Origin of the sequence: Stutzerimonas stutzeri (genome assembly GCF_000952685.1) — a bacterium.
GTDB classification, from domain to species: Bacteria; Pseudomonadota; Gammaproteobacteria; order Pseudomonadales; family Pseudomonadaceae; genus Stutzerimonas; species Stutzerimonas stutzeri_E.
Map to the genome: position 1 here is coordinate 52,664 of NZ_JYHV01000010.1, position 26,023 is coordinate 78,686.

The 26,023-nt window shown below is 62.3% G+C and carries 20 protein-coding genes; 4 read left to right on the forward strand and 16 right to left on the reverse strand.

Annotation, left to right across the window (positions count from 1 at the left end; all coding sequences use genetic code 11):
* Window positions 1-28: 28 nt before the first annotated feature.
* Window positions 29-964 (forward strand): choline ABC transporter substrate-binding protein, encoded by a 936-nt coding sequence (choX, locus tag UF78_RS03415; RefSeq protein ID WP_045160630.1) that lies wholly within the window; start codon window positions 29-31, stop codon window positions 962-964.
* A 477-nt stretch (window positions 965-1,441) separates the two neighbouring features.
* Here the strand turns inward: choX (UF78_RS03415) and betA are convergent, their stop codons facing one another.
* The 8 genes from betA to UF78_RS03455 form a co-directional block, all read right to left on the reverse strand.
* Window positions 1,442-3,172: a choline dehydrogenase gene (gene betA / locus UF78_RS03420; RefSeq protein WP_155397596.1), complete on the reverse strand. Its 1,731-nt coding sequence runs from the start codon at window positions 3,170-3,172 to the stop codon at window positions 1,442-1,444.
* An 83-nt stretch (window positions 3,173-3,255) separates the two neighbouring features.
* Window positions 3,256-4,728: a betaine-aldehyde dehydrogenase gene (gene betB, locus UF78_RS03425; RefSeq protein WP_045160632.1), complete on the reverse strand. Its 1,473-nt coding sequence runs from the start codon at window positions 4,726-4,728 to the stop codon at window positions 3,256-3,258.
* Window positions 4,729-4,762: 34 nt separating this feature from the next.
* Window positions 4,763-5,356 (reverse strand): transcriptional regulator BetI, encoded by a 594-nt coding sequence (gene betI / locus UF78_RS03430; protein ID WP_045160633.1) that lies wholly within the window; start codon window positions 5,354-5,356, stop codon window positions 4,763-4,765.
* 267 nt (window positions 5,357-5,623) lie between these two features.
* Complete coding sequence (locus UF78_RS03435; RefSeq protein WP_045160634.1) at window positions 5,624-6,934, reverse strand: OprD family porin; 1,311 nt, start codon at window positions 6,932-6,934, stop codon at window positions 5,624-5,626.
* A 79-nt stretch (window positions 6,935-7,013) separates the two neighbouring features.
* Complete coding sequence (locus UF78_RS03440) at window positions 7,014-7,868, reverse strand: glycine betaine ABC transporter substrate-binding protein (RefSeq protein ID WP_045160635.1); 855 nt, start codon at window positions 7,866-7,868, stop codon at window positions 7,014-7,016.
* Window positions 7,869-8,131: 263 nt separating this feature from the next.
* A complete protein-coding gene (locus tag UF78_RS03445; protein WP_045160636.1) occupies window positions 8,132-9,079 on the reverse strand; it encodes a choline ABC transporter substrate-binding protein in 948 nt (315 codons plus the stop codon).
* A gap of 30 nt (window positions 9,080-9,109) precedes the next feature.
* Window positions 9,110-9,997, reverse strand: a complete 888-nt coding sequence (locus UF78_RS03450; RefSeq protein WP_045160637.1) for an ABC transporter permease — start codon at window positions 9,995-9,997, stop codon at window positions 9,110-9,112.
* 2 nt (window positions 9,998-9,999) lie between these two features.
* Window positions 10,000-11,196 carry a quaternary amine ABC transporter ATP-binding protein gene (locus tag UF78_RS03455; RefSeq protein ID WP_045160638.1) on the reverse strand — a complete coding sequence of 399 codons (1,197 nt, stop codon included), beginning with the start codon at window positions 11,194-11,196 and terminating at the stop codon, window positions 10,000-10,002.
* A 1,036-nt stretch (window positions 11,197-12,232) separates the two neighbouring features.
* Here UF78_RS03455 and UF78_RS03460 point away from each other — a divergent pair.
* Entirely contained in the window at window positions 12,233-13,609 is a 1,377-nt protein-coding gene (locus tag UF78_RS03460; RefSeq protein WP_045160639.1) for an L-serine ammonia-lyase, read from the forward strand.
* A gap of 393 nt (window positions 13,610-14,002) precedes the next feature.
* Entirely contained in the window at window positions 14,003-15,100 is a 1,098-nt protein-coding gene (locus tag UF78_RS03465) for a GlxA family transcriptional regulator (protein ID WP_045160640.1), read from the forward strand.
* Window positions 15,101-15,250: 150 nt separating this feature from the next.
* On the opposite strand, the gene UF78_RS03470 is transcribed toward UF78_RS03465, so the two are convergent.
* The 8 genes from UF78_RS03470 to UF78_RS03505 form a co-directional block, all read right to left on the reverse strand.
* Window positions 15,251-15,499, reverse strand: coding sequence for a hypothetical protein (locus UF78_RS03470; protein ID WP_045160641.1), 249 nt, complete (start codon window positions 15,497-15,499; stop codon window positions 15,251-15,253).
* Window positions 15,500-15,543: 44 nt separating this feature from the next.
* A complete protein-coding gene (locus tag UF78_RS03475) occupies window positions 15,544-16,317 on the reverse strand; it encodes an electron transfer flavoprotein subunit beta (RefSeq protein ID WP_045160642.1) in 774 nt (257 codons plus the stop codon).
* Window positions 16,318-16,430: 113 nt separating this feature from the next.
* Window positions 16,431-17,654 (reverse strand): electron transfer flavoprotein subunit alpha/FixB family protein, encoded by a 1,224-nt coding sequence (locus UF78_RS03480; protein WP_045160643.1) that lies wholly within the window; start codon window positions 17,652-17,654, stop codon window positions 16,431-16,433.
* A complete protein-coding gene (gene dgcB, locus UF78_RS03485; RefSeq protein ID WP_045160644.1) occupies window positions 17,654-19,633 on the reverse strand; it encodes a dimethylglycine demethylation protein DgcB in 1,980 nt (659 codons plus the stop codon). The genes UF78_RS03480 and dgcB overlap by 1 nt, the downstream gene beginning before the upstream one ends.
* A 103-nt stretch (window positions 19,634-19,736) precedes the next feature.
* Complete coding sequence (gene dgcA, locus UF78_RS03490) at window positions 19,737-21,797, reverse strand: dimethylglycine demethylation protein DgcA (protein WP_045160645.1); 2,061 nt, start codon at window positions 21,795-21,797, stop codon at window positions 19,737-19,739.
* Between the two features lie 155 nt (window positions 21,798-21,952).
* Window positions 21,953-22,483, reverse strand: coding sequence for a 4-vinyl reductase (locus UF78_RS03495; protein WP_045160646.1), 531 nt, complete (start codon window positions 22,481-22,483; stop codon window positions 21,953-21,955).
* A 122-nt stretch (window positions 22,484-22,605) separates the two neighbouring features.
* The gene (locus UF78_RS03500) at window positions 22,606-23,583 is read right to left on the reverse strand and encodes a dipeptidase (RefSeq protein WP_045160647.1); all 978 of its coding nucleotides are present in this window, start codon (window positions 23,581-23,583) and stop codon (window positions 22,606-22,608) included.
* A 190-nt stretch (window positions 23,584-23,773) separates the two neighbouring features.
* A complete protein-coding gene (locus UF78_RS03505) occupies window positions 23,774-24,727 on the reverse strand; it encodes a GlxA family transcriptional regulator (RefSeq protein WP_045160649.1) in 954 nt (317 codons plus the stop codon).
* 290 nt (window positions 24,728-25,017) lie between these two features.
* On the opposite strand from UF78_RS03505, the gene choX (UF78_RS03510) reads away from it, so the two are divergent.
* Window positions 25,018-25,956 carry a choline ABC transporter substrate-binding protein gene (gene choX / locus UF78_RS03510; RefSeq protein WP_045160650.1) on the forward strand — a complete coding sequence of 313 codons (939 nt, stop codon included), beginning with the start codon at window positions 25,018-25,020 and terminating at the stop codon, window positions 25,954-25,956.
* Window positions 25,957-26,023 lie beyond the last annotated feature (67 nt).

The following is a 26,023-nucleotide window of genomic DNA, read 5'->3' on the forward strand; positions in this document are numbered from 1 at the left end:
CTTTCGAACAGAGAGAAGGCAGACGGACATGAATAAAACTATAAATGCGGTTGTGGTCGGCAGCGTGTTGCTGGCCGTCACGAGTCTCCAGGCGCAGGGCGCGGTCGAAGGCGAGCAGTGCTCTACGGTGCGCCTGGGGGATCCGGGCTGGAGCGACATCGCGGTCACCAATGGCATCGCCAGCCTGCTGCTGGAGGGCCTCGGTTACAAGCCGAAGGTCATGACGCTGGGCGTGCCGATCATCTTCGCCGGGCTGACCAAGAATCAGCTCGATGTCTTTCTCGGCAACTGGATGCCGGCGCAACAGGACAACTACGACAAGTTCGTGGCGACCGGTGAAATCGAAGAGCACAGCGTCAACCTGACCGGCACCGAATACACCCTGGCGGTGCCGACCTCGGTGTGGAATGCCGGCGTGAAGCGTTTCGAGGACCTCGACTCGCACGCCGAGCTGTTCGACAAGACCCTCTACGGGATTGCCGCCGGTGCGCCGGCGAATCTGTCGATCCAGAAAATGATTGATCAAGATGAGTTCGGGCTGGGCGACTGGCGACTGGTGGAATCCAGCGAGCAGGCGATGCTGGTGCAGGTGGGGCGCGCGGTGAAGCGCGATAAGGGTGTGGTCTTTCTCGGTTGGACGCCACACCCGATGAACGTGCAGTTCGACATCAAGTACCTCAAAGGTGGCGAGGCCTATTTCGGCGAGAGCGGCACGGTCAATACGCTGGTACGCAAGGGCTATGCCGCGCAGTGCCCGAACGTTGGCAAATTGCTGAGCAACCTGAAATTCACCCAGGACATGGAGAACGCCATCATGGACGAGGTGCTGGCCAGAAATGCCAGCAACGACGCGGCGGTGAAGGCCTGGGTGAAGGCCCATCCCGAGGTGCTCGAAGGCTGGCTGCAAGGCGTCACGACCCGCGAAGGTGAAGACGGGCTGGCCGCGGTGAAAGCCTCGCTCTGAGGTTAGCTTCGTAGGGTGGATCACGCTTCATCGATCCACCAGGCGACGGCAAAACGGTGGATGAAAAGAGCGTTATCCACCCTACGTAGGACGTTTGGTTGAGCGTCGCCTGATTCCTGAACGCGCACACGCGAGAGCTTCGTAGGGTGGATCACGCTTCATCGATCCACCAGGCGACCGCAACGGTGGATGAAAGAGCGTCATCCACCCTACGTAGGACGTTTGGTTGAGCGTCGCCTGATTCCTGAAGCGCACACGCGAGAGCTTCGTAGGGTGGTCACGCTTCACCGATCCACCGGGCGACGGCAACGGTGGATGAAAAGAGCGTCATCCACCCTACGTAGGACGTTTGGTTAAGCGTCGCCTGATTCCTGAAGCGCACACGCGAGAGCTTCGTAGGGTGGATCACGCTTCACCGATCCACCGGGCGACGGCAACGGTGGATGAAAAGAGCGTCATCCACCCTATATCGGCCCCCTAGACTTGAACGCTTTGCGCCTTCTGCGCCTTCTGCGCGGCTGCCGGCTGTGTCTGCGCCGCGTTGCGCACCGGGTCGGATCCCGCGACGTAATACGGCGCGGTGCTGCGCGGCAACGGCGTGCGCCCGCGAACCCGGTCGGCGAGTTTCTCGGCCATCATGATGGTCGGCGCGTTGAGGTTGCCGGTAGTAATCAGCGGCATGATGGAGGCATCGATCACCCGTAGCCCGTCGAGGCCGTGCACCCGGCCCTGGCCGTCGACCACGGCCATCTCGTCTTCGCCCATCTTGCAGGAGCAGGACGGATGGAAGGCGGTTTCGGCGTGCTGGCGGACGAACTCATCCAGCTCGGCATCGCTGTCGATGTTGGCGCCGGGACTCAGTTCTCGGCCGCGATAGGGATCCAGTGCCGATTGCGCCATGATCTCCCGGGTGATCCGGATGCCGTCGCGGAACTCCTGCCAATCCTGCTCGCACGACATGTAGTTGAACAGGATGCTCGGGTGCTGGCGCGGGTCCCGCGAGCGGGCATGTACACGCCCGCGGCTGGGCGAGCGCATGGAACCGACATGGGCCTGGAAGCCGTGCTCCTTTACCGCGTTGCTGCCGTTGTAATTGATCGCCACCGGCAGGAAGTGGTACTGGATGTTCGGCCACTCGAACTCGGCGCGCGAGCGAATGAACCCGCCCGCCTCGAACTGGTTGCTGGCGCCGATGCCCTTGCCCAGGAACAGCCACTCGGCGCCGATCAGAGGCTGGTTATGCAACTGCAGCGCAGGGTAGAGCGAAACCGGTTGTTTGCAGGCGTACTGCAGGTACATCTCCAGGTGATCCTGCAGGTTGGCCCCGACGCCTGGAAGATCGTGGACGATCGGGATGCCCAGTTCGCGCAGCAGCGCGCCCGGGCCGACGCCAGAGCGCTGCAGGATCTGTGGCGAGGCGATGGCGCCACTGCACAGCAGCACTTCACGCCGGGCATGGACGATCACTGGCGTGTCGCTGCTGCCATGCAGGTAAGCCGCACCGATGGCCCGCTTGCCGCTGAACAGGATGCGATCGGTCAGCGCATGGGTCACGATGGTCAGGTTCGGTCGGCCACGGGCCATGTCCAGATACCCACGCGCGGTGCTGGCGCGACGCCCCTTGGGCGTGACCGTGCGATCCATCGGGCCGAAGCCTTCCTGGCGATAACCGTTGAGGTCGTCGGTTTCCGGATAGCCGGCCTGTACGCCGGCCTCGATCATGGCGCGGAACAAGGGATTGTTGCCGGGCTTGGGCGTGGTCACGCTCACCGGGCCGTCGCCGCCATGGTAGTCGTTGGGGCCGATGTCACGTGTCTCGGCTTTACGGAAATAGGGCAGGCAGTCGAGATAGGTCCAGTCTTCCAGACCGGGCGCCTTGGCCCAGCCATCGTAGTCCATGGCGTTGCCTCGGATGTAGCACATGCCGTTGATCAGCGACGAGCCGCCCAGGCCCTTGCCCCGACCGCACTCCATGCGGCGATTGTTCATGTGCGGCTCGGGATCGGTCTCGTAGGCCCAGTTATAGCGCCGCCCCTGCAGCGGAAAGGCCAGCGCGGCGGGCATCTGGGTACGGAAATCCATCCGGTAGTCGGGACCTCCGGCTTCGAGCAGCAGCACGCTGACATCAGCGTCCTCGGTCAGGCGAGTCGCCAGAACGTTACCGGCCGAACCGGCACCGATGATGATGTAGTCGTATTCCATGAGCAGCGTCCTTGGGATGGACGCTTCAGGCCTGAAGCCGCGAGCAACAGTGAGCGCTGTCCTGCCTGAAGCGTGTGGCTGGCAACGGTTTAGAACACCGAGGCGAAATCGCCCAGTTCGACCTGGATCGACTTGGTGCGGGTGTAATGGGCCAGGGTCATCAGCCCGTTCTCGCGGCCCACGCCGGATTGCTTGTAACCGCCGACCGGCATTTCGGCTGGCGATTCGCCCCAGGTGTTGATCCAGCAGATACCCGCTTCCAGGCTGTGGATCACCCGGTGGGCGCGGGCCAGGTCGTGGGTCACCACGCCGGCGGCCAGTCCGTAATCAGTGTCGTTGGCGCGGCGAATCACCTCCGCTTCGTCGTCAAAGACCAAGATGCTCATCACCGGGCCGAAGATTTCCTCGCGCACGATGCGCATGTCGTCCCGGCAGTCGCTGAACACGGTCGGCGCGACGTAGGCGCCCTTAGCGTACTCGCCCTCGGTCACCCGCGTTCCGCCGCAGAGCAGGCGCGCGCCTTCGGCCCGACCCGACTCGATGTAGTCGAGCACGCTGTCCATGTGCGCATAGCCCACCAGCGGACCGAAGTTGGTCGCCTCGTCCAGCGGGTCGCCCAGTCGGATGCGCTTGACGCGTTCGAGCACCTTGGCTTCGAACCGCGCTTGCAGCGAGCGATGGACGAACACGCGGGTGCCGTTGGTGCAGACCTGGCCCGAGCTGAAGAAATTGGCCATGACCGCGATGTCAGCGGCACGGTTGAGGTTCGCGTCCTCGAAGATGATCAGCGGCGACTTGCCACCCAGCTCCATGGTCACGTCCTTGAGCGAGGAGCTGGACGCGCTGGCCATGACTTTCTTGCCGGTGCTGGTGCCGCCGGTGAAGGAAATCTTCGCGATGCCCGGGTGCTCTGTGAGCCAGGTGCCGACTTCCCGCCCGCTGCCGGTGAGTACGTTGAACACACCGTCCGGTACGCCTGCCTCGGTATAGACCTCGGCCAGTTTCAGGGCGCTCAGGGACGTCATCTCGCTGGGCTTGAAGATCATCGCGTTGCCGGCTGCCAATGCTGGCGCGGATTTCCACAGGGCGATCTGGATCGGGTAGTTCCAGGCGCCGATGCCTGCTACTACGCCCAGCGGCTCGCGGCGGGTATAGACGAAGCTGGTGTCGCGCAACGGGATCTGCTCGCCTTCGATGGCGGGGATCAGCCCGGCGTAGTACTCGAGCACATCGGCACCGGTCACGATGTCCACCGCCCGGGTTTCCGCTAGAGGCTTGCCGGTATCGAGGGTCTCCAGCTCGGCCAGTTCATCGTTGCGTTCGCGCAGGATATCCACTGCCCGACGCAAGATGCGCGAGCGCTGCATGGCGGTCATCGCGGCCCAGACCTTCTGTCCCGCGGTGGCGCTGGCGACAGCTTTATCGACATCGTCCCGCGACGCGCGCTGGAGCTCGGCAAGCACTTCGCCGGTCGCTGGATTGACGGTCTCGAAGGTGTCGCCGCTAGTGGCCTCGGTATAGCGGCCATCGATGTAGAGTTTCTGTTGTTCGAAACGGGGCATGGTCATCCTCGCGGTGCATAGTGAAGGAGGGGGATCAGTGCACCTGCTTGGTCAGTAGCTGATCCAGGTAGTCATAGGCCAGTTGCAGTGCCTGTTCGATATCGAAGTCGTCGCTGGCCAACGCGCCGCGCAGCCACAGGCCGTCGATCAATGCCGCCATGCCTCGCGCGGCCGAGCGTGCTTGCTCCTTTGGCAGAACGCGGCGGAACTCGCAGCAGAGATTGGAATACAGGCGGCAGTCGTTGATCCGCTGCAATCGGTGCAGGGCGGGTTGATGCATGCTGAACGCCCAGAACGCCAGCCAGGTTTTCATCGCGGGTCCGTTCACCTGGCTGTCGTCGAAGTTGCCCTCGATGATCGCTTTCAGGTGCGCGCGCGGGCTGTCGTCGGTCAGCGCCTCGCGGCGTATACGGACGGCCTGATTCAGCGCCTTCATGAGGTGCCGCATGGTGGCTTCGAGCAGGCCGTTCTTATCCTGGAAATAATGACTGATGATGCCGTTCGAGACGCCCGCCAGTCGCGCAATCATGGCGATGCTGGCGTCACTCATACCGACCTGGTCCACGGCCGCGAGGGTGGCATGGATCAGCTGTTTGCGTCGGATGGGCTGCATTCCAACCTTGGGCATTGGAGGCTCCGGGAGGATGATGAATGCTGTACACCCTAGTTTTTATTGATTGATCGATCAATAAAAAAACAAAGGGCTGTCGGGAATGGATATGACTATGTCGTGCGTCGCAGACGCAGATGTGAACGAGCCCAAAGGCGGGTTGGGACAGCTAGCCGGTTTTCCCGATGGCAGTGTTGCCTGCGCCCCAATCGAAGGCCGCCGGGCACTGCCACGACGGCGTTCGGGGGTAAGGTGCGGGCGCGTGAGCGCCCGTACGGGTGCTGCTTACAGGATGTCCAGTGGGTACTCGGTGATCACGCGCAGTTCGTCGATGTCGCCGGCGAAGCCGCGCGCGGTGGCGTAACGCACACGCAAGGAGAGGTCTTTGAGGTCGCCGTCCTGGACCACGTACTTGGCTTCGAGGTCGCGCTCCCATTCCTTGCCCTTGCCGGCGGCTCCGGCGTAGTAAGCGTAGGCGCCATCGGGATCGACGCTCGCGCCATCAATGTCTCCCTTGATGTACCTGGCCATCAGGCTCAGACCCGGCACGCCGTAGGTCGCCATGTTGAGATCGTAGCGGGCCTGTACCGACTTCTCGCCGGGCGCGTTGAAGTCCGACCACTGCGAAGAGTTGGCCAGATAGATGGAGTCGCCGGCGTTGGTGCCGTCCATGCTGATGTAATCCATGGGCGCGTTGCCGTTCACCTGCTGATGGGCGAGGGTGAAGCTATGCGCGCCGATCGAATAGCCGGCGGCCAGCGACCAGGCTGTGGTGTTGATGTCCCCCGCCAGGGCGGATCCTTCGTCACGGGTGTCATAGACGTTGAAGTCGAACGACAGTGCCTGACCTTCGGAGAGCGGCAGCGCGTAGTTCAGGTTGCCGTAGTACTGGCTCCAGACGTCCTCGTACTTGGAACCGTAGAGGGTCGCGCTGAGGCTGTCGGTCAGCTGGTACGTGCCGCCCAGATAACTGACGGTTTCCGAGTCGATGGCGCCGGCATAGACCAGGGTGATCTCGCCGTCGTGGTTGAGCGAGCGGTTGCGATCGCGAATCGAGGTGAAATAGCCCGCGTCGACGGTCAACTGATCGAGCTCGTTGGACGTCAGCTGGAAGCCAGTGGCGGTGCTGGCGAAGATGCGCCCGGTGCCTGGGGAGAAGACCGGGGCGGTGGGCGTCAGGTCGCCATACTTCAGGGTCGTGTTGGAAACACGTACCTTGACCGCGCCGCCAGCGAAGCCGAAGTCGTCGGCGGCACGGCCGTCGCTGTCCACTGGCAGCAGGCCAGTGCCGCTGGTGCCTCGACCGCTGTCGAGCTTGATCGCACCACCGGCATGAAGGTCGACGCCGAAGCCGACGGTGCCCTGGGTGAAGCCGGATTGATAGGAGAGTAGCAGGCCGTGGGCCCATTCTTCCCGGCGGCTCTGGGCGGCGCCAGGCGCATGGTTATCGCGGGCGAAGTAGTAGTTCTTGTTCAGCAGCGTCAGGTCACTGCCTTCGACGAAGCCGGTGGCTTCCGACTGTTCGCTGGCTACGGCCAGCTGGCTGACCGCGGTGGTGACGGCCAGCGCCAGGGTGGTCCATTTGATTGCGTGCATGCACACGACTCCATTGCTTCGAGCGGCGCTCGTTCAGTGCGCCGGTCGGGGTTGGGTATAGGGGGATTGCGAGATCCGATTATTCGAGCCAGCTGGCGACGCGTTCCGGGTGGTTCTTCACCCACTCACGGGCGGCAGCGTCCGGCTTGGCGCCATCACGTATCGCCAGCATCACTTCACCGACTTCTTCAGGACCCCAGTTGAACTTCTTCAGGAAGGCTTCGGCCTCGGGAGCCTTGCTGGCGAGCGCTGGGTTGGCGACCGTATCGACGTGCTCGTCGTCACCGAAGACCTTCTTCGGATCTTCCAGGAAGCGCAGCTTCCACTTGGCGAACATCCAGTGCGGGATCCAGCCGGTAACTACGATCGGCTTCTGCGCTTTTTCCGCGCGGGTCAGGGCGGTGGTCATCGCTGGCCCGGAGCTGGGCATCAGTCGGACGTTCAGGTCGTATTGTTTTATGGCGTCTTCGGTGCGGCGCATGACACCGGCGCCGGCATCGATGCCAGTGATCTTGCCGTCGAATGCGTCGCTGTACTTGTTGAGATCCTCGATGCTCTTGGCCTCGACATAGTCCGGCACGATCAAGCCGATCTTCGCGCCTTCATAGTTGGTGCCGAGGACCACGACCTTGTCCTTCAATTTCTCGAAGTACTCGCCGTGTGTGGCGGGCAGCCAGGCGGAGAGGGTGGCGTCGAGATCACCGCGTGCGACGCCCTGCCACATGATGGCCGGCTCGACCGGCTGCAGCTTGACCGGGTAACCCAGGTTGCTCCCGAGAATTTCACCCGCCACGTGCGTGGCGGCGACGCTGTCGTCCCAGCCGTTGACGTAGCCGATCTTCAGCTCGGGCTTGTCCGCCGCCATGCTGGTGGCCATGCCGAGCGCCATGCTGGCGGCGCCGAGACCACAAAGAAGGTGCTTGATTAGATTCATGCGTTTAGCTCCATGTAGGAATATGGCAGTGATGCCTACCGTGGTCCCGTTCTGCGAGGGACTGCGGTTTTGTTGCAGGGATCTCAGCGATTGAGCGAGGTCCCGTGCACGGTTCGGCGCGCTGGTTCTGCTTGCGCACCGGCGAAATGAAAGGTGATCGGTTGTGTTGTGGCTGCGGAGCAGGCTCGTCTCGGCATCTGAGCCGGGACGGGCCTGCTGGCTACTTTTGCCTGGTCCTGTTCTGCGCGATGGCGTTCAGGCAGTCAGAGGCCGACGAACTTCTTCACCGCAGCGACCGCGTCCTGGCCGTCGTAGGTGGTCACTCCGGCCAGCCACTGATCGAGCGCGCCCGGGTTGGCTTTGATCCACTTCTTCGCCACGGTTTGCGGATCGTCTCGTTCGAGCGCCATTTCCATCAGCTCGCTTTCGATGGGGACGGTGAACTGCAGGTTCTGTAGCAGCTTTCCTACGTTTGCGCAGCGCTCCACATAGTCCGGCGGCACGACGGTAAACACCTTGGCCGCACCGAAGTCGGGGCCAAACACCTCGTCACCGCCTGCCAGGTAGGTCAGGTCGTACTGGGTATTCATCGGGTGCGGAGCCCAGCCGAGGAAGACCACCGGTTCTTTCTTGCGAATCGCACGTTGCACCTGAACCAGCATGCCGGCTTCGCTGGACTCGATCATGCGGAAGTCGCCGAGGCCGAACTGATCGTTCTTGATCATCTTCTCGATCAGCAGGTTGCCGTCGTTACCCGGTTCGATCGCGTAGATTCGGCCGCCCAGCTCGTCCTTGAACTTGGCGATGTCCTGAAAGCTTTTCAGTCCCGCCTCAGCCGCATAGGTCGGTACCGCCAGGGTGTATTTGGCGCCTTCCAGATTGGGCGATTCGAGCACCTTGACGCCGCCGTCCTTGGCAAACGGTTCGATGACCGCATCCATGGACGGCGACCAATAACCGAGAAAGGCATCGATCTGCTTGTTCTTCACGCCGGTGAAGGCGATCGGTACCGAAGCCATTACCTTGCTCGGCTGGTAGCCCAGACCCTCGGTCAGAACCATTGCCACGCCCGTGGTCGCGGCGATGTCGGCCCAGCCGATTTCGGCAAAACGCACCTTTTCGCAGCTCGCTGGCTCCTGTGCCCAAGCTCCCTGCATCGCTGCGCAGGTGAGCAGGCCGACGGCAGTCGTTATCGTCTTGAAAGTATTCATCCTGATTTCCCGTGTCTGCGGTTCGTGGTGCTATTGGCGCTGCAACTTGAGCTTGGTGCTCACCCAGGTGTACCAGGTGGCCTTTTGCGTGGCTCGCTTGGTGCTGCCGAAGCTCTCGGTGATGCGATCGAGGATGATTGCCAGCAGTACCACGGCCATGCCGCTTTCGAAGCCGAGACCGATGTCCAGTCGCTGAATACTGGCCAACACGTCGTTGCCCAGGCCGCCAGCACCTACCATCGAGGCGATGATCACCATCGACAGCGCCATCATGATGGTCTGGTTGACCCCCGCCATGATCGAGGGCATGGCGTTGGGCAGCTGCACCTTGAACAACAGCTGCCTGCCGTTGCAGCCGAAGGATTGCCCAGCCTCGACGATCTCTTTGTTGACCTGGCGGATGCCGAGGTTGGTCAGGCGTACCGCTGGCGGCATGGCGAAGATCACCGTGGCGATGATGCCGGGCACACGGCCGAGGCCGAATAGCATCGCGGCCGGGATCAGGTAGACGAATGCCGGCATGGTCTGCATGAAGTCCAGAATCGGACGGATGATCATGGCGACCCGCTCACTGCGCGCCGACCAGATGCCCAGCGGAATCCCCAGCAGCAGGCTGATCAGCGTGGCGGAGAAGGTCAGGCCGAGGGTCACTACGGTCTGTTCCCAGAAACCGGTGAGCACGATGAGAATGAAGGACACAGCGGTGAAGACGGCGAACCGGGCACCGATGCGCCACAAACCGAGGCCGACGAAAATGGCGATGAGCAGCCAGGCCGGCGGCAGCATCAGCAGCGCTTCGACGCCCTCGGAAAACCCGCTGACCACGCCACCGAGGCTGTCGAAGGCGCCGCTGTAGTTTTCCAACAGATGCTGGACGACGTCGTTGACCCAGCTCCCCAGATCCAGATCTTTGCTCATGTTCAGTCCTCCTGCAGGCGAGTCAGAAGGCGGCCTTTGCTGATGGCGCCCGCGTAGAACCCTTGGCTGTCCACCACGGGCATCGGTCCCTCGTTGTCCACTAAGCGTTCGATCACCTGATCGAGTGGCTGGTCTTCGGTAAGAGGATCGATCTGTTTCAACACGTCCGCCTCGAGGGCGCAGGTCTGGCCGTTCTCGACCAGCAGGGCGATCCGCTCCAGGCTGATGGAGCCGCGGAATCGTTTGTCTTCGTCGACGATGAAGGCGTAATGCTTGTCCATCGCCTGCAGTTCCTGGCAGACCTGCAGGGCATCCGGCGCTTTGCCGTTGTGCACATAGAGCGGAACGCTATCGGACTTGAGCTGGCCGGCGGTGAGGTAGCGGCTGGTGTTGACGGTGTCGAAGAAATTGCGCACGTAGTTGTTGGCGGGGTTATCGATCAGTTCCTGCGGCGTACCGACTTGAATCAGCTTGCCGCCTTCCATGATGCCGATGCGGTTGCCGATGCGCATGGCCTCTTCGATGTCATGGGAGACGAAGATGATGGTGCGTCGGTGAGTCTTCTGCAGCTCCAGCAGCACGTCCTGCATTTCCCGGCGCTTGAGCGGATCGAGGGCGGAAAAGGCTTCGTCCATGATGATCATCGAAGGGTTGACCGCCAGCGCTCGGGCGAGGCCGACCCGTTGTTGCATGCCACCGGACAGTTCGTGGGGATACTTCTGCGCGAAGGTGTCGAGACCGACCTGTGTGAGCACCGCCATGGCGCGCTCCTCACGCTCCTTGCGCCCGATGCCGGCGACCTCCAGCCCGAAAGCCGCATTGTCCAGCACCGTGCGCGACGGCATCAGCGCGAAGGACTGAAAGACCATGCTCATGTCGCGGCGGCGCAAGTCGATGAGTTGGGCGTGGGGCAGTTTCGCCACGTTCTGCCCGTCGATGAAGACGTCACCGGCGCTGGGTTCGATCAGGCGGTTGATCAGTCGTATCAGCGTGGATTTGCCGGAGCCGGACAGGCCCATCAGCACGAAAATCTCCCCTTCCTCGACACTGAACGAAACATCACTTACGCCGATGACGGCGCCGCGCTCGGCGAGAATCTTGTCCTTGCTCCAGCCTTGCTTGAGCAAGGCGATGGCTTCTTGTTCTTGTGGGCCGAATACCTTGTACAGGTTCTCGACGACGATTTTTCCAGACTGCATGGGATGGTTCCCCTCAGTAGACATCCAGATCAGCTAAACGGAGTCGAAAGCGCCTTGCGACGCCGTCGGCTAGTGCCAACTGCTATGGCTTTTGGGTTGACATGTTCTTGGACGGAAGCGGTGTCGCGGTGGCTCGACGGGCCGCAGCTGTGCAGGCGAGATGAGTGGTCATCTCGAGCATCGGCTGGCTCGGTATCGTTGTGCATTCACCGTGGTGTCGTAACCGCTTCCATCCTTTGGCAGTGCTAGTAAGCTCATCGTGGTTCGTACGCTCCGTACGGAGCGGAACCGGTACCCATTATTGTTATGTGCACACCCGTTTGGGACGGCTGTAGCTATAGTCGCGCAAGGCATCCAGTGGCCAACGCTATGGCTGGCGGCTGAGGGATATGGCTTAACGATATCCCCCTCTGGCGGCGGCAATTGTCGAGTTACGACGCTTGCATACTGAACGGCGACATGCACTGCCTTAAAAACCATAACAGAAAAAAATTCATCATGGCATCGCTGGGCTTTCAAGCCGTTCAATGGGTTAAGCCTCGATTTTGCTGATGGTCTGCAATGGCGTGGCTTGTAGCGGCCCTTGTCATTATGAAAAAAATTCACTGCCCCGGTTGGTTTTATCCGCCTGGGGCCGTCCCTTGGCGGTTTTTCGCCGCATTTCAAGTGCTCTTGACGTCATAACGCCAGCCTTGTTGCGCCTGCGGCACGAGGTGCGAAGAGCGTTCTTCAGCCCCTTCATTCATCAAACCGTTACGGTTTCGTGGTAGGCGTCGGCTGGCCGCGACGGCCCGGCCCATTCCTTCCAAAAATGCGCTCGCGCGACTCGCCAATAAGGCCCACCGATGGCCCCATCTCGATGGCTGGGTGACGACTGCGCTACTACTGTTCGAGCGGAGCGGGTGACAAGACTCGCGGGTCATTTAGGAGGCAATCTGGCGGATTTGGACATGACTACGTCGGTGCCAGACGTCTATTCGCCCGCAAAACCACCATGATGGCGCCTGTCTTTGAGGCATCCCGTGGAGCGTGCAGCGTGGCGATCAGCGTATTCGACCTTTTCAAAATCGGCATCGGGCCGTCCAGCTCGCATACCGTTGGCCCCATGCTCGCCGGTGCGTTATTCGTCGGCTCCCTGCGCGAGCGTAAGCTGCTGGAGCAGGTCTGGCGTATCGAGGTGCGCCTTTATGGCTCGCTGTCGGCCACCGGGGTCGGGCATGGCACCGACAACGCCGTGATAATGGGGTTGATGGGCGAGCGGCCTGACCTCCTCGATCCGGAGCAGATCGCACCGCGCATCGCGGCGCTGCGGTCCTGCGGGCAGCTACGGCTGGACGGACATTGGCCGGTCGCATTCGACTGGTCGAAGGACCTGCTGCTGCTCGAGGAAAACCTGCCTTATCACCCCAATGCCGTCACCTTTATCGCGCACGGGCATTCCGGTGTGCTGCACGAGGACACCTACTATTCCGTCGGCGGCGGCTTTGTGGTCAACGCCGAGCAGGCTGCGGCCGGGCAGCTGGACCAGGACCACACCGTGCTGCCGTACGATTTCTCCAATGCCGTCGAACTGCTGCAGCTGTGCAAGCGCCACGGCCTGCGCGTCAGTCAGCTGATGATGGCCAACGAGATGGCTTGGCGCAGCGAGGCTGAGATTCGCCAGGGGCTGTTGCGCCTGTGGGAGGCGATGAAGCTATGTGTCGCCAATGGCTTGCGTCACGAAGGCATACTGCCCGGCGGGCTGAAGGTGCGGCGGCGCGCCGCCAAACTGCACCAGAGTCTGTTGGAGCTGGGTAAGCCGAACGTCATCGGTTCGACCATGAGCGCGATGGAGTGGGTGAACCTGTTCGCCCTGGCGGTCAATGAGGAAAACGCGGCGGGAGGGCGCATGGTTACGGCGCCCACCAACGGCGCGGCGGGCATCATCCCGGCGGTGCTGCATTACTACATGAAGTTCCATCCCGAAGCGTCCGACGACGACGTGGTCAACTACCTGCTCGCCGCTGCATCGATCGGCATCCTGTGCAAGAAGAACGCATCGATCTCTGGCGCTGAGGTGGGCTGCCAGGGCGAGGTGGGTTCCGCCTGCGCGATGGCGGCAGCCGGCCTGGCCGAACTGCTCGGCGCGACGCCGGAGCAGTTGGAAAATGCCGCGGAAATAGGCCTCGAGCATAACCTGGGGCTGACCTGCGACCCCGTCGGCGGCCTGGTGCAGGTGCCCTGCATCGAACGCAACGCCATTGCCGCCATGAAGGCAATCAATGCGGCGCAGATGGCGCTGCGTGGCGACGGTGAGCATTTCATCTCGCTGGATCGCGTTATCCGCACGATGCGCGATACGGGCGCCGATATGCACGACAAATACAAGGAAACCTCTCGTGGTGGCCTGGCGGTCAGTGCGATCGAGTGCTGAGCCGAAGGCGAGCACCGGGAGCGCCGCGATGTCCTTCTGTGGTGCGTTTTCGCCGAGTGCGCGAGATGGTATTTGGCCATCTCTCGCGCTGGCCGTTACCCGGTCCTGTTACCAGGCTGTGACAGTGCGCGGATTATGCCGATGGGTATCGCCGACACTGCTACGAAAGTGCTCACAGCGGGTAACGCCCCCGCCTTCCCGATGTTCGCTCCGCTTCCGTCGAGCCTTGTAGTACGGGCCTTTCAGCAGTTTCCGCAGTTTTATTGAACGCGCATTCAAATTAGGCATACAGTTTGCCTTGATAATTGCAAGAGCCGGCGCCGTCGAGCGCCGGAACACAAAAAAGAGTCTCGTCGAAGGCTCACGAGAAATGCCTAGCGTGAGGATCCGTCATTGTCACAGATCAACCCCGGGTTGCAGCCCCCGAATCGGCTCCCACAGACCATCGGCTTCCTGCTGTTGGATAACTTCACTCTCATCTCCCTGGCCTCGGCCGTGGAGCCTTTGCGGATGGCCAATCAGCTATCGGGCAAGGAGCTCTACCGTTGGTTTACCCTGACCCAGACGGGACAGCCGGTGACCGCCAGCGACGGGCTGCAGATCACGCCGGATGCCGGCTTTGATACTGCACCCAGCCTGGATAGCGTGATCGTATGCGGCGGCGTGGACATCCAGCACAGCGTGACTCGCGAGCATCTGCACTGGTTGCAGGTTCAAGCTCGTCACGGGCGTCAGCTCGGTGCGGTTTGCACGGGCAGTTGGGCGCTGGCCAAGGCTGGCTTGCTCGATGGTTATGATTGCAGCGTGCATTGGGAGTGTCTGGCCGCGATGCAGGAAGCTTTCCCTCGCACCTCGGTCACCCCCCGGCTGTTCTCCATCGATCGCAATCGCCATACCGCCTCAGGTGGTACCGCGCCCATGGATCTGATGCTGCAACTGATCGGCGCCCAGCATGGGCGTGAACTGGCTGCGGCAATCTCCGATATGTTCATGTATGAGCGCATTCGCAGTGAACAAGATCTGCAGCGTGTGCCGCTCAAGCACATGCTCGGCACCAACCAGCCGAAGTTGCTGGAAATCGTGGCGCTGATGGAGGCCAACCTGGAGGAGTTGATCGATCTTGACGAGCTGGCCTGCTATGTCAACGTGTCGCGACGTCAGCTCGAGCGATTGTTCCAGAAATACCTGCATTGCTCACCGTCGCGCTATTACCTCAAGTTGCGGCTGATACGTGCCCGTCAGCTGCTCAAGCAGACGCCGATGTCGATCATCGAGGTGGCCTCGGTCTGCGGCTTCGTCTCCACGCCGCATTTTTCCAAGTGCTATCGCGAGTTCTTCGGCATTCCGCCGCGCGACGAGCGTTCTGGTCAGCAATCGGCGCAGGTGGTCGCTCTGATACCTCGTCCCGATGATGGCAGCCGAAATCCCGCCACCATGGCTGCGTTGCAACGAGCCCAAGGCGAGTCGACCTTCGCCAGCGTGCGCGTCTGACGTAGCCCACGTCCTGTCCCATAACGGTGGATGACGGCGTCATCCACCTTTTTCTTAGCTTTTGGCGGCAGCTGCGCTCCGCTGTGCTTCGACACTGTGGCTATGGCAGCAGTGACTCCGCCGCGCGGCTCCACAGGTGGCCAGCAAGGTCTAATTGGCCCGTACCAGTGCTGGAAGCAAATTCCGGCTGATGGCCTCACGCACCGCAGGCAGCAGGGTCGCGGAGCCGCCCAACAGTTCCTCTACCAAGCGGCGTAGCGCCTGCGCGCGCTCCTTGGATAGGCCAACGACAGCACGTTCACAGGCCTGTTCGGCCGTTGCGCCGCTGGGAATTTCAAAGCCCAGTGCCACGAGGCGATCACGGAAATCTTCTTGGTCAATCAGATCGGCATGCATCATCGTGTTTTGCTCCTTTGGCTTCGATATTTGAGGTGGCGCTGCGCTCAGCGCAGCACACCCTCGTCCAGTAGTAACTTGAAGATAGCCTCGGCACCTGCTTGCGGCGACACGTCTTGGAGAACCTGTCCGCCGCCCCCTGAGGCCTTGGCGGTGGCCGCCTTCATCCGTTCGGCGCCGGTCTTGGCCTTGATAACCTTCAGCCGTTTGGGACGTGGTCGTGCCGGTTGCAGTTGCGATTCGTCCAGCAGGCTGTCTTCGATCACGGCGACATCCTCGGCGAGCAGCTGGCCACGGCGGGCCGGACCGAAGGCGTTCTGGCGCGCCGTCGGCGCAGCGTTGTCGACGCTGGCGACAAACGGTAGCCGCACCTTTAGCCGGCGTCGCTGGCCGCGGGGCAGGGCCTGCAGCACCTGGGCTACGCCGTTGTCGACCTTCTCTACCTCTGCCAGACCGACCACCAGGGGCCAGCCCAGACGTTCGGCCAGCAGATAGGGCAAGAGCCCTGAACCTTCACCGGTTTCCGCCTGGCTGCCAGTCAGCACCAAGTGGGCGCCAGCATCCCGCAAATAGTTGTTCAACAGCGGCAGCGCATCGCAGTGGCTGGGCTGCTCGAGCACGGTCATCTCGCTCAGGCCCATGCCCAGATAGGCGCGCAACGCCTGCTCCTGTGGGTTGCCGGCGTGCAGCAGCTGCAGCCGATCGCCGGCCAGCCGCAGGCCGAGCTCGACGGCGCGGGCGTCCTGCTCGGCGCGGCGGGCGCGGCCCGAGGTCGGGTGAGCGCCGACCGAGACCAGGGTGATGATGTTCAAGTCAGTCATGGCGCGACTCCGTAGGGTGGAAGACGCTTTTCTCTTCCGCCATCAATGTGCGGCCTTCCGCGGTGAATGGGTGAAGCGCCATCCAACTTGCGGGGCTTTTACCGGCCAGCCGTTTATGCCGCATCGCGTGCGCCTCCTTGGCGATATTGCGTGACCAGCTCGATCAGCGCGGCGAGGATCTCGGTGGAGTCACCGATGACCGCCAAGTCGGCGCGTTTGATCATGTCGCAGCCAGGATCCATGTTCACCGCCACCACCTTGTCGCAGGCGCCGATACCCTGCAGATGCTGGATGGCACCGGAGATCCCCACGGCCATATAGACCCGCGCGGTGACCCAGGTGCCGGTGGCACCGACCTGGCGGTCGCGCGGCATGAAGCCGTCATCCACCGCCACCCGCGAGGCGCCCTCGGTGGCGCCGAGTGCTTCGGCGGCCTGATGGAACTGGGCCCAGTCCTTGACCCCGTTGCCGCCGGAGAGAATGAACTCGGCTTCGGCCATTGGGATCAGGGCCGGATCTACGGCCACCGCGCCGAGGTCTTCGATGCGTGGCAGGCAGCGGGTGATATTGGTTTCCAGCGGCAATGCGCGCACTTCATGGCGGGTATCGCTGACCGGATCGGCGCACTCGACGGCGGCCAGAATCAGACGCGGCGCCTTGCGTACCAGATCCTGCTGGCCGGCACCGGCGCGGCCGATGCACTGTCCGTCGGCGACCTGCCAGACGCGGGTGGCAGGGCGCTCGCCGAGTTTGGCACCGAGGCGTCTGCCGAGCTCGCCACCACCGGTGCGGCTGTCCGGTAGCAACCAGTAACGTGGCGCCAGTTGGCTTTCCACCGCGCTGAGGGCCAGTACCCGCGCTTCCGGTGCGTAGCCGTCGAAGGCCTCGCCCTCGATGTGCACCAGGCGATCGACACCGGCGGTGTCGAAGGCGGTTTCCTTGTAATCACCGAAGACCACGGCAACCACAGCGCCCGCTTCACCGGCCAGCTTGTTGGCCAGGCCGAGCACGTCCTTGTCGTGGCTGCTCAGGCGGCCACCGACCATGTCCGGTACCACGGCGATGTAAAAGGCTGGTTGTTCAACCACATGCAACGGCAGTTGAACCACTGTGCTGGCAGCGCTGCGTTTGGCGCTGCCGCCTTGCTGGGCACCGCTGCGATCGATGCGCTTGAGCCCGTTGGGTCCGATGAAGCCGACCGCATGAGGGTTCTTGCGGATGATGCCGTTGGGGCCCATCCAGCTGGTTTCGGCCTTCTGCATGGCTGCGTGCAACGGATGCAAGCGGTTGCGGGCGATCCACTCGGCGCGAGGGTCGCGGCGGATGATGTCGCTCATCAGTGCACCTCCAGGGCTTCAGGCTTGGCTGCCGCGGCCTTTTTTGCCGGGGCGGGTGTCTCCAGCAATACGTCCGCGACCAGCTCGGCGATGTCCTTGATCTGCGGCCGCGGTTCGACCACGCCTTCGAGCATCGCGGTGCATTGGGGGCAGCCCACGGCCACCAGTTCGGCGCCGGTTTCCTTGATGTCGACCATGCGCATATCGGGAATCCGCTGCTTGCCGGGAATGTCAGTGATCGGCGCACCGCCACCACCGCCGCAGCAGCGTGAACGGAAGCCGGAACGCTCCATTTCCTTGACCTCGATGCCGATGGCTTTGAGGACGCTGCGCGGTGCTTCGTACTCGCCGTTGTAGCGGCCCAGGTAGCAGGGATCGTGATAAGTCACGCTGCCGCCCTTGTGCTGACCCAGGTTGAGTTTCTGTCCGCTGATCAGCTCTTCCATGTAGGTGCTGTGGTGCAGCACCAGGTATTCGCCACCCAGTGCGCCGTATTCGTTCTTCAGCACGTGGAAGCTGTGCGGATCGCAGCTGACAATCTTGTTGAAGCGGTACTTGGCCAGGGTCTCGATGTTGCGTTTGGCCAATGTCTGGAAGGTCGCCTCATCACCGAGACGGCGTGCCACGTCACCGCTGTCACGCTCTTCCAGGCCGAGCACGGCGAAGTCGACCTCGGCGGCTTTGAGTACCTTGACGAAGGCGCGCAGGGTGCGCTGGTTGCGCATGTCGAAGGCACCATCGCCCACCCAGAACAGCACGTCGGCCTGTTTCTTCTCGCTCATCAACGGCAGGTTCAGGTCGGCAGCCCAGTTGAGGCGACCACCTGGGGCGAAGCCGCCCGGGTTGTCGGTGGCGATGAGGTTGTCCAGCACCTCGGCGCCCTTGTTCGGCGTGGCACCTTTTTCCAGGGTAAGGTGGCGGCGCATGTCGACGATGGCATCGACGTGCTCGATCATCATCGGGCACTCCTCGACGCAGGCGCGGCAGGTGGTGCAGGACCACAGCGTTTCCGCTTCGACCAGGCCCTTGCCCTCGGCGAACACGATGGGCTGATGTGGATTGCCGCCGTGTTCACCGACCGGAATGCCCGGATAAGGGCTGCCGAAGTAACCCTTGTCACTGCCACCGGCGAGGCCGATGACCATGTCCTGGATCAGCTTCTTCGGGTTCAGCGGCTGGCCGGCGGCGAAGGCCGGGCAAGCTGCCTCGCAGCGACCGCACTGCACGCATGCATCAAAGCCGAGCAGCTGGTTCCAGGTGAAATCCTTGGGTTTTTCCACGCCCAACGGTGCGTTCGGATCAGTCAGATCAAGTGCCTTCAGGCCGCTGGAGCGAGCCGCACTGGCATTGTGCGGGGTGCGGAAACGCTCAGGACGGCGATGCCAGGCCAGGTGCAGGGCACCGGCGAAGGCATGCTTCATCGGCCCGCCCCAGGTCATGCCGAAGAACATCTCGGACACGCCCCAGGCCACGCCCAGCGCCAGCACGGCAGCCAGGATCCAGCCGCCGAAATCTTCCGGCAGGATGCCAGCCACCGGCAGGGTGGCGATGAAGAAGCTGAACGAGAACATCAGCAAGCTCTTCGGAAGGCGCATCCAGGGGCCTTTCGACAGCCGTGCCGGCGGGTTCCGGCGGCGTTTGGCGACGAACAGCGCGCCGACGAACATCAGCACGCACGCGGCGAGTAGGGCGAAGCCGAGAATCCGGCTCTGCAGACCGAAGCCATGCACGACGATCGCCAGCAAAGCTGCCAGGACAAAGCCGCCGGCCGTGGCAACGTGAGTCTTGGACATGTATTTGTCGCGCTCAACCACATGGTGCAGATCGACCAGGTAGCGCCGCGGCATGGCCATGAGGCCGCCGAACCAGTTGACCTTCGAAGGGCGACCACGGCGCCACATGGCGAAGCGCCTGCCTGCGCCGAGTACGGCAAGCCCGAGGGCGGCGAACAGCAGGATGGGAAGAATTGTATTCAGCATTGCAGCTCACCCTGTGGGGAGCTGGAAGCAGCAAGCAAGAAGCTGGAAGCGGTTCGGGCCGCTTTTTTACTTCTAGCTTCTGGCTTCCAGCTTCAAGCTTTTCTTAGAAGTCTTTGCACAGCCGCAGCGCGTCATAGATCGCTGCGTGGGTATTGCGCTGGGCTACGCAGTCACCGATGCGGAACAGCAGATAGCCGTCGCCGCTCTGCGAAAGACAAGGTTGCGGTTGGATGGCGAACAACGCCTCGACGTCGATCTGGCCCTTGTTGCGCGAACCTTCCTTGAGCGCGTAATACAAGGTTTCGTCCGGGCGTACGCCGTTTTCCACCACCACTTGGTCGACCACCCGCTCTTCTTGCGCGCCGGTGTATTCGTTTTCCAGGACCGCCACCACCTTGTCGCCCTCGCGGTAGACCTTTTCCAGCATCAGGTCGCCGGTCATGATCACTTCCTTCGGGTACAGGCTGCGGTAGTAGGTGGGGAAGCTGGTGCCGCCGACGGCCACGCCGGGTTTGATGTCGTCGGTGACAATCTCCACCTTGACACCTTTCTCGGCCATGAAGTCAGCCACCGACATGCCGGTGAACTCGCAGATGGTGTCGTAGACCAGCACGTTGTTGCCGGGCGCCACCTTGCCGTCGAGGATGTCCCAGCTGCTGACCACCAGGCCTTCTTCCGCGCCCCAGTGCTCGTTCTGCTCGATGAACGGATGGCCGCCGTTGGCCAGCACCACGATGTCCGGACGCAGATCGAGAATGGTTTCGACATCCGCACCGGTGCCCAGGCGAAGGTCGACGCCGAGGCGAGCGATCTCCAGCTGGTACCAGCGGGTGATGCCGGCCATCTGATCACGTTGCGGCGCCTTGGCGGCCAGGCTGATCTGTCCTCCGAGGCTGTCCTTCTTCTCGAACAGGGTGACGTCATGGCCGCGTTCCGCCGCCACGCGTGCCGCCTCCATGCCTGCTGGGCCGCCGCCGACGATCACCACCTTGCGCTTGGGCCCGGTGGATTTCTCGATGATGTGCGGCAGGCCCATATACTCGCGGCTGGTGGCGGCGTTCTGGATGCAGAGCACGTCCAGGCCCTGGTACTGACGGTCGATGCAGTAGTTGGCGCCGACACACTGTTTGATCTGGTCTACCTGGCCCATCTTGATCTTGGCGATCAGGTGCGGGTCGGCGATGTGCGCGCGGGTCATGCCAACCATGTCCACGTAACCGCCTTCGAGGATGCGCTGGGCCTGGTTCGGGTCCTTGATGTTCTGCGCATGCAGCACGGGGACATTGACCACTTCCTTGATCCCGGCGGCCAAGTGCAGGAACGGCTCCGGCGGATAGCTCATGTTCGGAATAACGTTGGCCAGAGTGTTGTGAGTATCACAACCCGAGCCGATCACGCCGAAGAAGTCGACCATGCCGGTGGCATCGTAGTACTTGGCGATCTCTTTCATGTCCTCATGGGTGAGGCCGTCCGGGTGGAACTCGTCGCCGGTGATGCGCATGCCGACGCAGAAATCGTCGCCCACCTCGGCTCGCACGGCCTTGAGGACTTCCAGGCCGAATTTCATGCGCCCCTCGAAGGTGCCACCCCATTCGTCGGTACGCTTGTTCACGCGCGGCGACCAGAACTGGTCGATCAAGTGCTGGTGCACGGCGGACAGCTCGACGCCGTCCAGGCCGCCTTCCTTGGCGCGGCGTGCGGCCTGGGCATAGTTGCCGATGATGCGCCAGATCTCTTCCGGCTCGATGGTCTTGCAGGTGGCGCGGTGTACGGGTTCGCGAATACCCGACGGCGACATCAGGGTCGGCCAGTTGAAGCCGTCCCAGCGCGAGCGACGACCCATGTGGGTAATCTGAATCATGATCTTGGCACCATGCTTGTGCATGGCGTCGGCAAGGTTCTGAAAATGCGGAATGATCCGGTCGGTGGCCAGGTTGACCGAGCTCCACCATTCCTGCGGGCTGTCGATGGCGACCACCGAGGAACCGCCGCAGATGGCCAGGCCGATGCCGCCCTTGGCCTTCTCTTCGTAATACTTCACGTAGCGCTCGGTGGTCATGCCGCCGTCGGTGGCATAGACCTCTGCGTGGGCGGTGCTGATCACACGGTTGCGGATGGTCAGTTTGCCGATCTGGATGGGTTGGAACATTGCTTCGAAAGCCATGGCGGCATCCTCTGAAAACTACTGCGCTCGGTTATGCGGCGTTGGAGGCAGAAGCGAAAATGCTCATTTACAACAGTAAACTCCGCTCTTCGCTTCTGCCTCCGCCTTGCCTACCCTTCGCTCGCTACGTTTTCGATCACGGTTGAAAGTTGTTTTTAGAGTGGTTTGACGCGGAACAGCCCGTGGTCGTGGCCTTCCTGCGAGGCGCCATAGACCTGTTCGGCGACGGTGCGGATGCTGCTGCCCTGCGCCTGTAGAATCTGGTCCATGGCGCCGGCGAACCAGCCGGTGAACATGTAGTCCACCGGGCGACCGCATTTGCCGTAGACGTACACGAAGGCCGAGTGGTCCAGGCGTACCTCGCAGGTGCCAGCGTCCAGGTCGATCGCCTGGATCTTGAACAGCCCCCAACCGCGCTGCGACAAGCGCTTCATGTAGTGTTCGAAGACTTCAACGCCGACCAGGCCGTGGCACTCGGCTTCCTTTTCGCACCAGTGCCAGGCCGATTTGTAGCCGGCCTTGTAGAGAATCTCAGCGTACTTGTCGGCGCCCAGGACTTCTTCGATACCCATGTGGTTATTGACGAAGAAGTGCCGGGGCACATAGAGCATGGGCAGGGCATCGGTGGTCCAGACGCCGGTTTCGTCGTCGACCTGGATGGGCATCTCGGGGGCATGTGTGGACATGTGGATCAACTCCGAATTCAAAAGTCAGGTGTAGGGTGGATCGGGACGCGCAGTTGGCGCCTTGTCTATCCACCGCAAAGATGATTGGTGGATGAAAAACGCGTCATCCACCCTACGTTCGTTTACTCGCCCCAGACGTCTTTGAGCACGCGCACCCAGTTCTCGCCCATCACCTTGCGCACGGTGCGTTCGGACATGCCGCGCTTGAGCAGGGTCTCGGTGAGGTTGGGGAACTCGCCCACAGTGCGGATGCCCAGCGGGTTGACGATCTTGCCGAAGCTGGTCAGGCGACGGGCGTAGCCCTTGTCATGGGTCAGGTACTCGAAGAAGTCCTGGCCATGGCCCTGGGTGAAGTCGGTACCGATGCCGATGGCGTCTTCGCCGACCAGGTTCATCACGTACTCGATGGCCTCGGCGTAGTCGTCGATGGTCGAGTCGATGCCTTTGGCCAGGAAAGGCGCGAACATGGTCACGCCGACGAAGCCGCCGTGGTCGGCGATGAACTTCAGTTCCTCATCGGACTTGTTGCGCGGATGCTCTTTCAGGCCCGATGGCAGGCAGTGGGAGTAGCAGACCGGCTTCTTCGACTCGAGGATGACTTCCTCGCTGGTCTTGGAACCGACATGGGACAGGTCGCACATGATGCCGACGCGGTTCATCTCGGCGACGATCTCGCGACCGAAGCCGGACAGGCCGCCGTCGCGCTCGTAGCAGCCGGTGCCGACCAGATTCTGGGTGTTGTAGCACATCTGTACGATGCCCACGCCGAGCTGCTTGAACACCTCGACGTAGCCGATCTGGTCCTCGAAGGCATGAGCGTTCTGGAAGCCGAACAGGATGCCGGTCTTGCCCAGTTCCTTGGCTTTGCGGATGTCAGCAGTGGTCCGCACCGGCATCACCAGGTCGCTGTTCTCGCGGATCAGCTTCTGGCTGGCAGCGATGTTGTTTACCGTGGCCTGGAACCCTTCCCATACCGAGACGGTGCAGTTTGCGGCGGTCAGGCCACCCTTGCGCATATCCTCGAAGAGCTCGCGGTTCCATTTGGCGATAATCAGGCCATCGATGACGATGCTGTCGGCGTGCAGTTCGGTTGGGTTCATCAGGTCACTTCCCCGGTGTGGCGCAGCGAATCTTTTGTCGGCGCTTTGGGGGGAGCATATCCCTGGGGGGCGGGGCGACCCGGTGCAAAAGCGACTGGGGTATTGCCGAAAACGTCAAAGGACGGTCGCGAATGGACAGGTCCGACCGTGGACCTCAGGCTGGGAGCCGGAGCATTCTGGCCAGGCTTGCTCAGCGCGCCGTCGCGAGCAGCTCGTGGCGATCCTGGCTGGGGCTGGCAGCAAAGCGCGAACGGTAGCAGCGGGAGAAATAGGAGGGCGATTCGAAACCGCAGGCCACCCCGATCTCCAGTACGCTCATGTCGGTCTGGCGCAGCAGCTGCCGGGCTTTGTCCAGGCGCAGGGCCAGATAGAAGGCCGACGGCGTTTCGCTGAGGTGCTGGCGAAACAGGCGTTCCAGTTGCCGTGGCGTCACATTGACCAGTTCGGCGAGTTCCTGGGAGCAGAGCGGCTGTTCGCTATGGCGCTCCATCTCGCTGATCACCTGCACCAGCTTCTTGTTATGTATGCCGTAGCGGCTGGCGATCTGCATCCGTTGGTGGTCCTGGCGCGAGCGGATGCGGCCAACCACGAACTGTTCCGAGACGGCCACCGCCAGGGTTTCGCCATGGTCGCGGCCGATCAGCGTCAACATCAGGTCCAGGCTGGCCGTTCCGCCTGCACTGGTGATGCGCCTGCCGTCGACTTCGAACAGTTCCTGGGTCACGTTCAGGTGGGGGTAGCGCTCCTGAAAGGCGCCGATGGCTTCCCAATGCAGCGTCAGGCGTTGCGTGCCGAACAATTCGGCTTGTGCCAGAACGAAGCTGCCGGTGTCGATGCCACCGAGCATCGCCCCCTCGCGTTCGATTCGATGCAGCCAATGAGCGAGGCGCGTATCGAAGGTCGCCAGCGGGTCGAAGCCGGCCACCACGAATAGCGTGTGGCATGCGTTCGGTGCTTCCAGCGCACCATCGACGTTGAGCGACATCCCATTGCTGCTGGCGACTGCTGCGCCATCCTGGCTTAGCAGACGCCAGCGATACAGCTCGCCGCGAAACCGATTGGCCACACGCAGCGGCTCTATGGCCGACATAAGGCCCATCATGGAAAAGCCCGGAAGCAGGAGAAACCATAGGGTTTGAGGCATCGGAAATCCCGTTCTGATGACGCTAAAAGCAGCGGTTGGCGTTGCTGGCAAGTGTTCGCTGCAGTTCACAGCAAGTGGTCGCTTCAGTTCAACAGACAGTCGCTTTAGTTCGTTTTTCAGCGCGCGCCGCTGCGTACTGTGGCCACATCGGGCGCAGTAGATACCGTTCACGGGGCGCCATTGCACCCCGCATGAGCGGATTATCTGCTCCGACAGGGAACAGAGGCCTCTGCACGACAACAAACAGGGCGCGAGCGTCCTGATAAATCGAACCCTTCAGGGGAGCGCCAATGAAAGGTCTTAGCACAATCGCCGGCTGCTGTTTACTCAGCCTGTTCAGTTCACCCCTGCTGGCCGCAGACGACGCCAGTTGCCAGGAGATCCGCCTGGGTGCGGTCGGCTGGACCGACGTGGTCGCCACCACGGCGGTCGCCAGCGAGCTGTTGGGCCGCCTTGGCTACGAAACCACCCAGACCCAGGCATCGCAACAGATCATTTTCGCCGGCATTCAGAAAAACCAGATCGATGCATTTCTCGGCTATTGGAAGCCGATCATGGACGACAACATAAAGCCGTTCCTGGACCGTGACGCGGTCAAGGTCGCGCCCGAGCCATCGCTCGATGACGCCATCGCGATACTCGCCGTGCCGACCTACACCGCCGAGGCGGGCCTGAAGACCTTCGCCGATATCGCCCGGTTCAAGGATCAGCTCGATGGCAAGATCTACGGCATCGAGTCCGGCTCCGGCGCCAACACTGCCATCCAGAAAATGATCGACGAAGATCAGTTCGGCCTGGGCGAGTTCACCTTGGTCGAGTCCAGCGAGGGCGCCATGCTGACAGCGGTCAAGCGAGCGGTGAGGGCGGAGAAGCCGGTGCTGTTCTTCGGTTGGAAACCGCATCCGATGAACATTCAGCTGTCGATCACCTACCTGACCGGCAGCGAAAATGTGTTTGGCCCCAACGACGGCGCCGCAACGGTTTCCACGGTCACGGCGCCGGACTTCGCCCAGCGTTGCCCGAATGCCGATCGGCTGCTGACTGGCTTGCGCTTCACCAGTGCCCAGGAGGCCGAACTGATGGCGCCGATCATGGACCGCCAGGCGCCCGATCAGGTGGCCCGCGCCTGGCTCAAGGCCAACCCCGAGGTGGTCAAGGCCTGGCTGGCCGGTGTCACCAGTTTCGATGGCAAGAGCGGTGCCGATGCGGTGATCGCCTCGCTCCAATAGACGACCGTCCCGAACGCAAACTGATACACCCGTGCGCGGCCCACCGCGTACGGCCTCCCATCGCCTG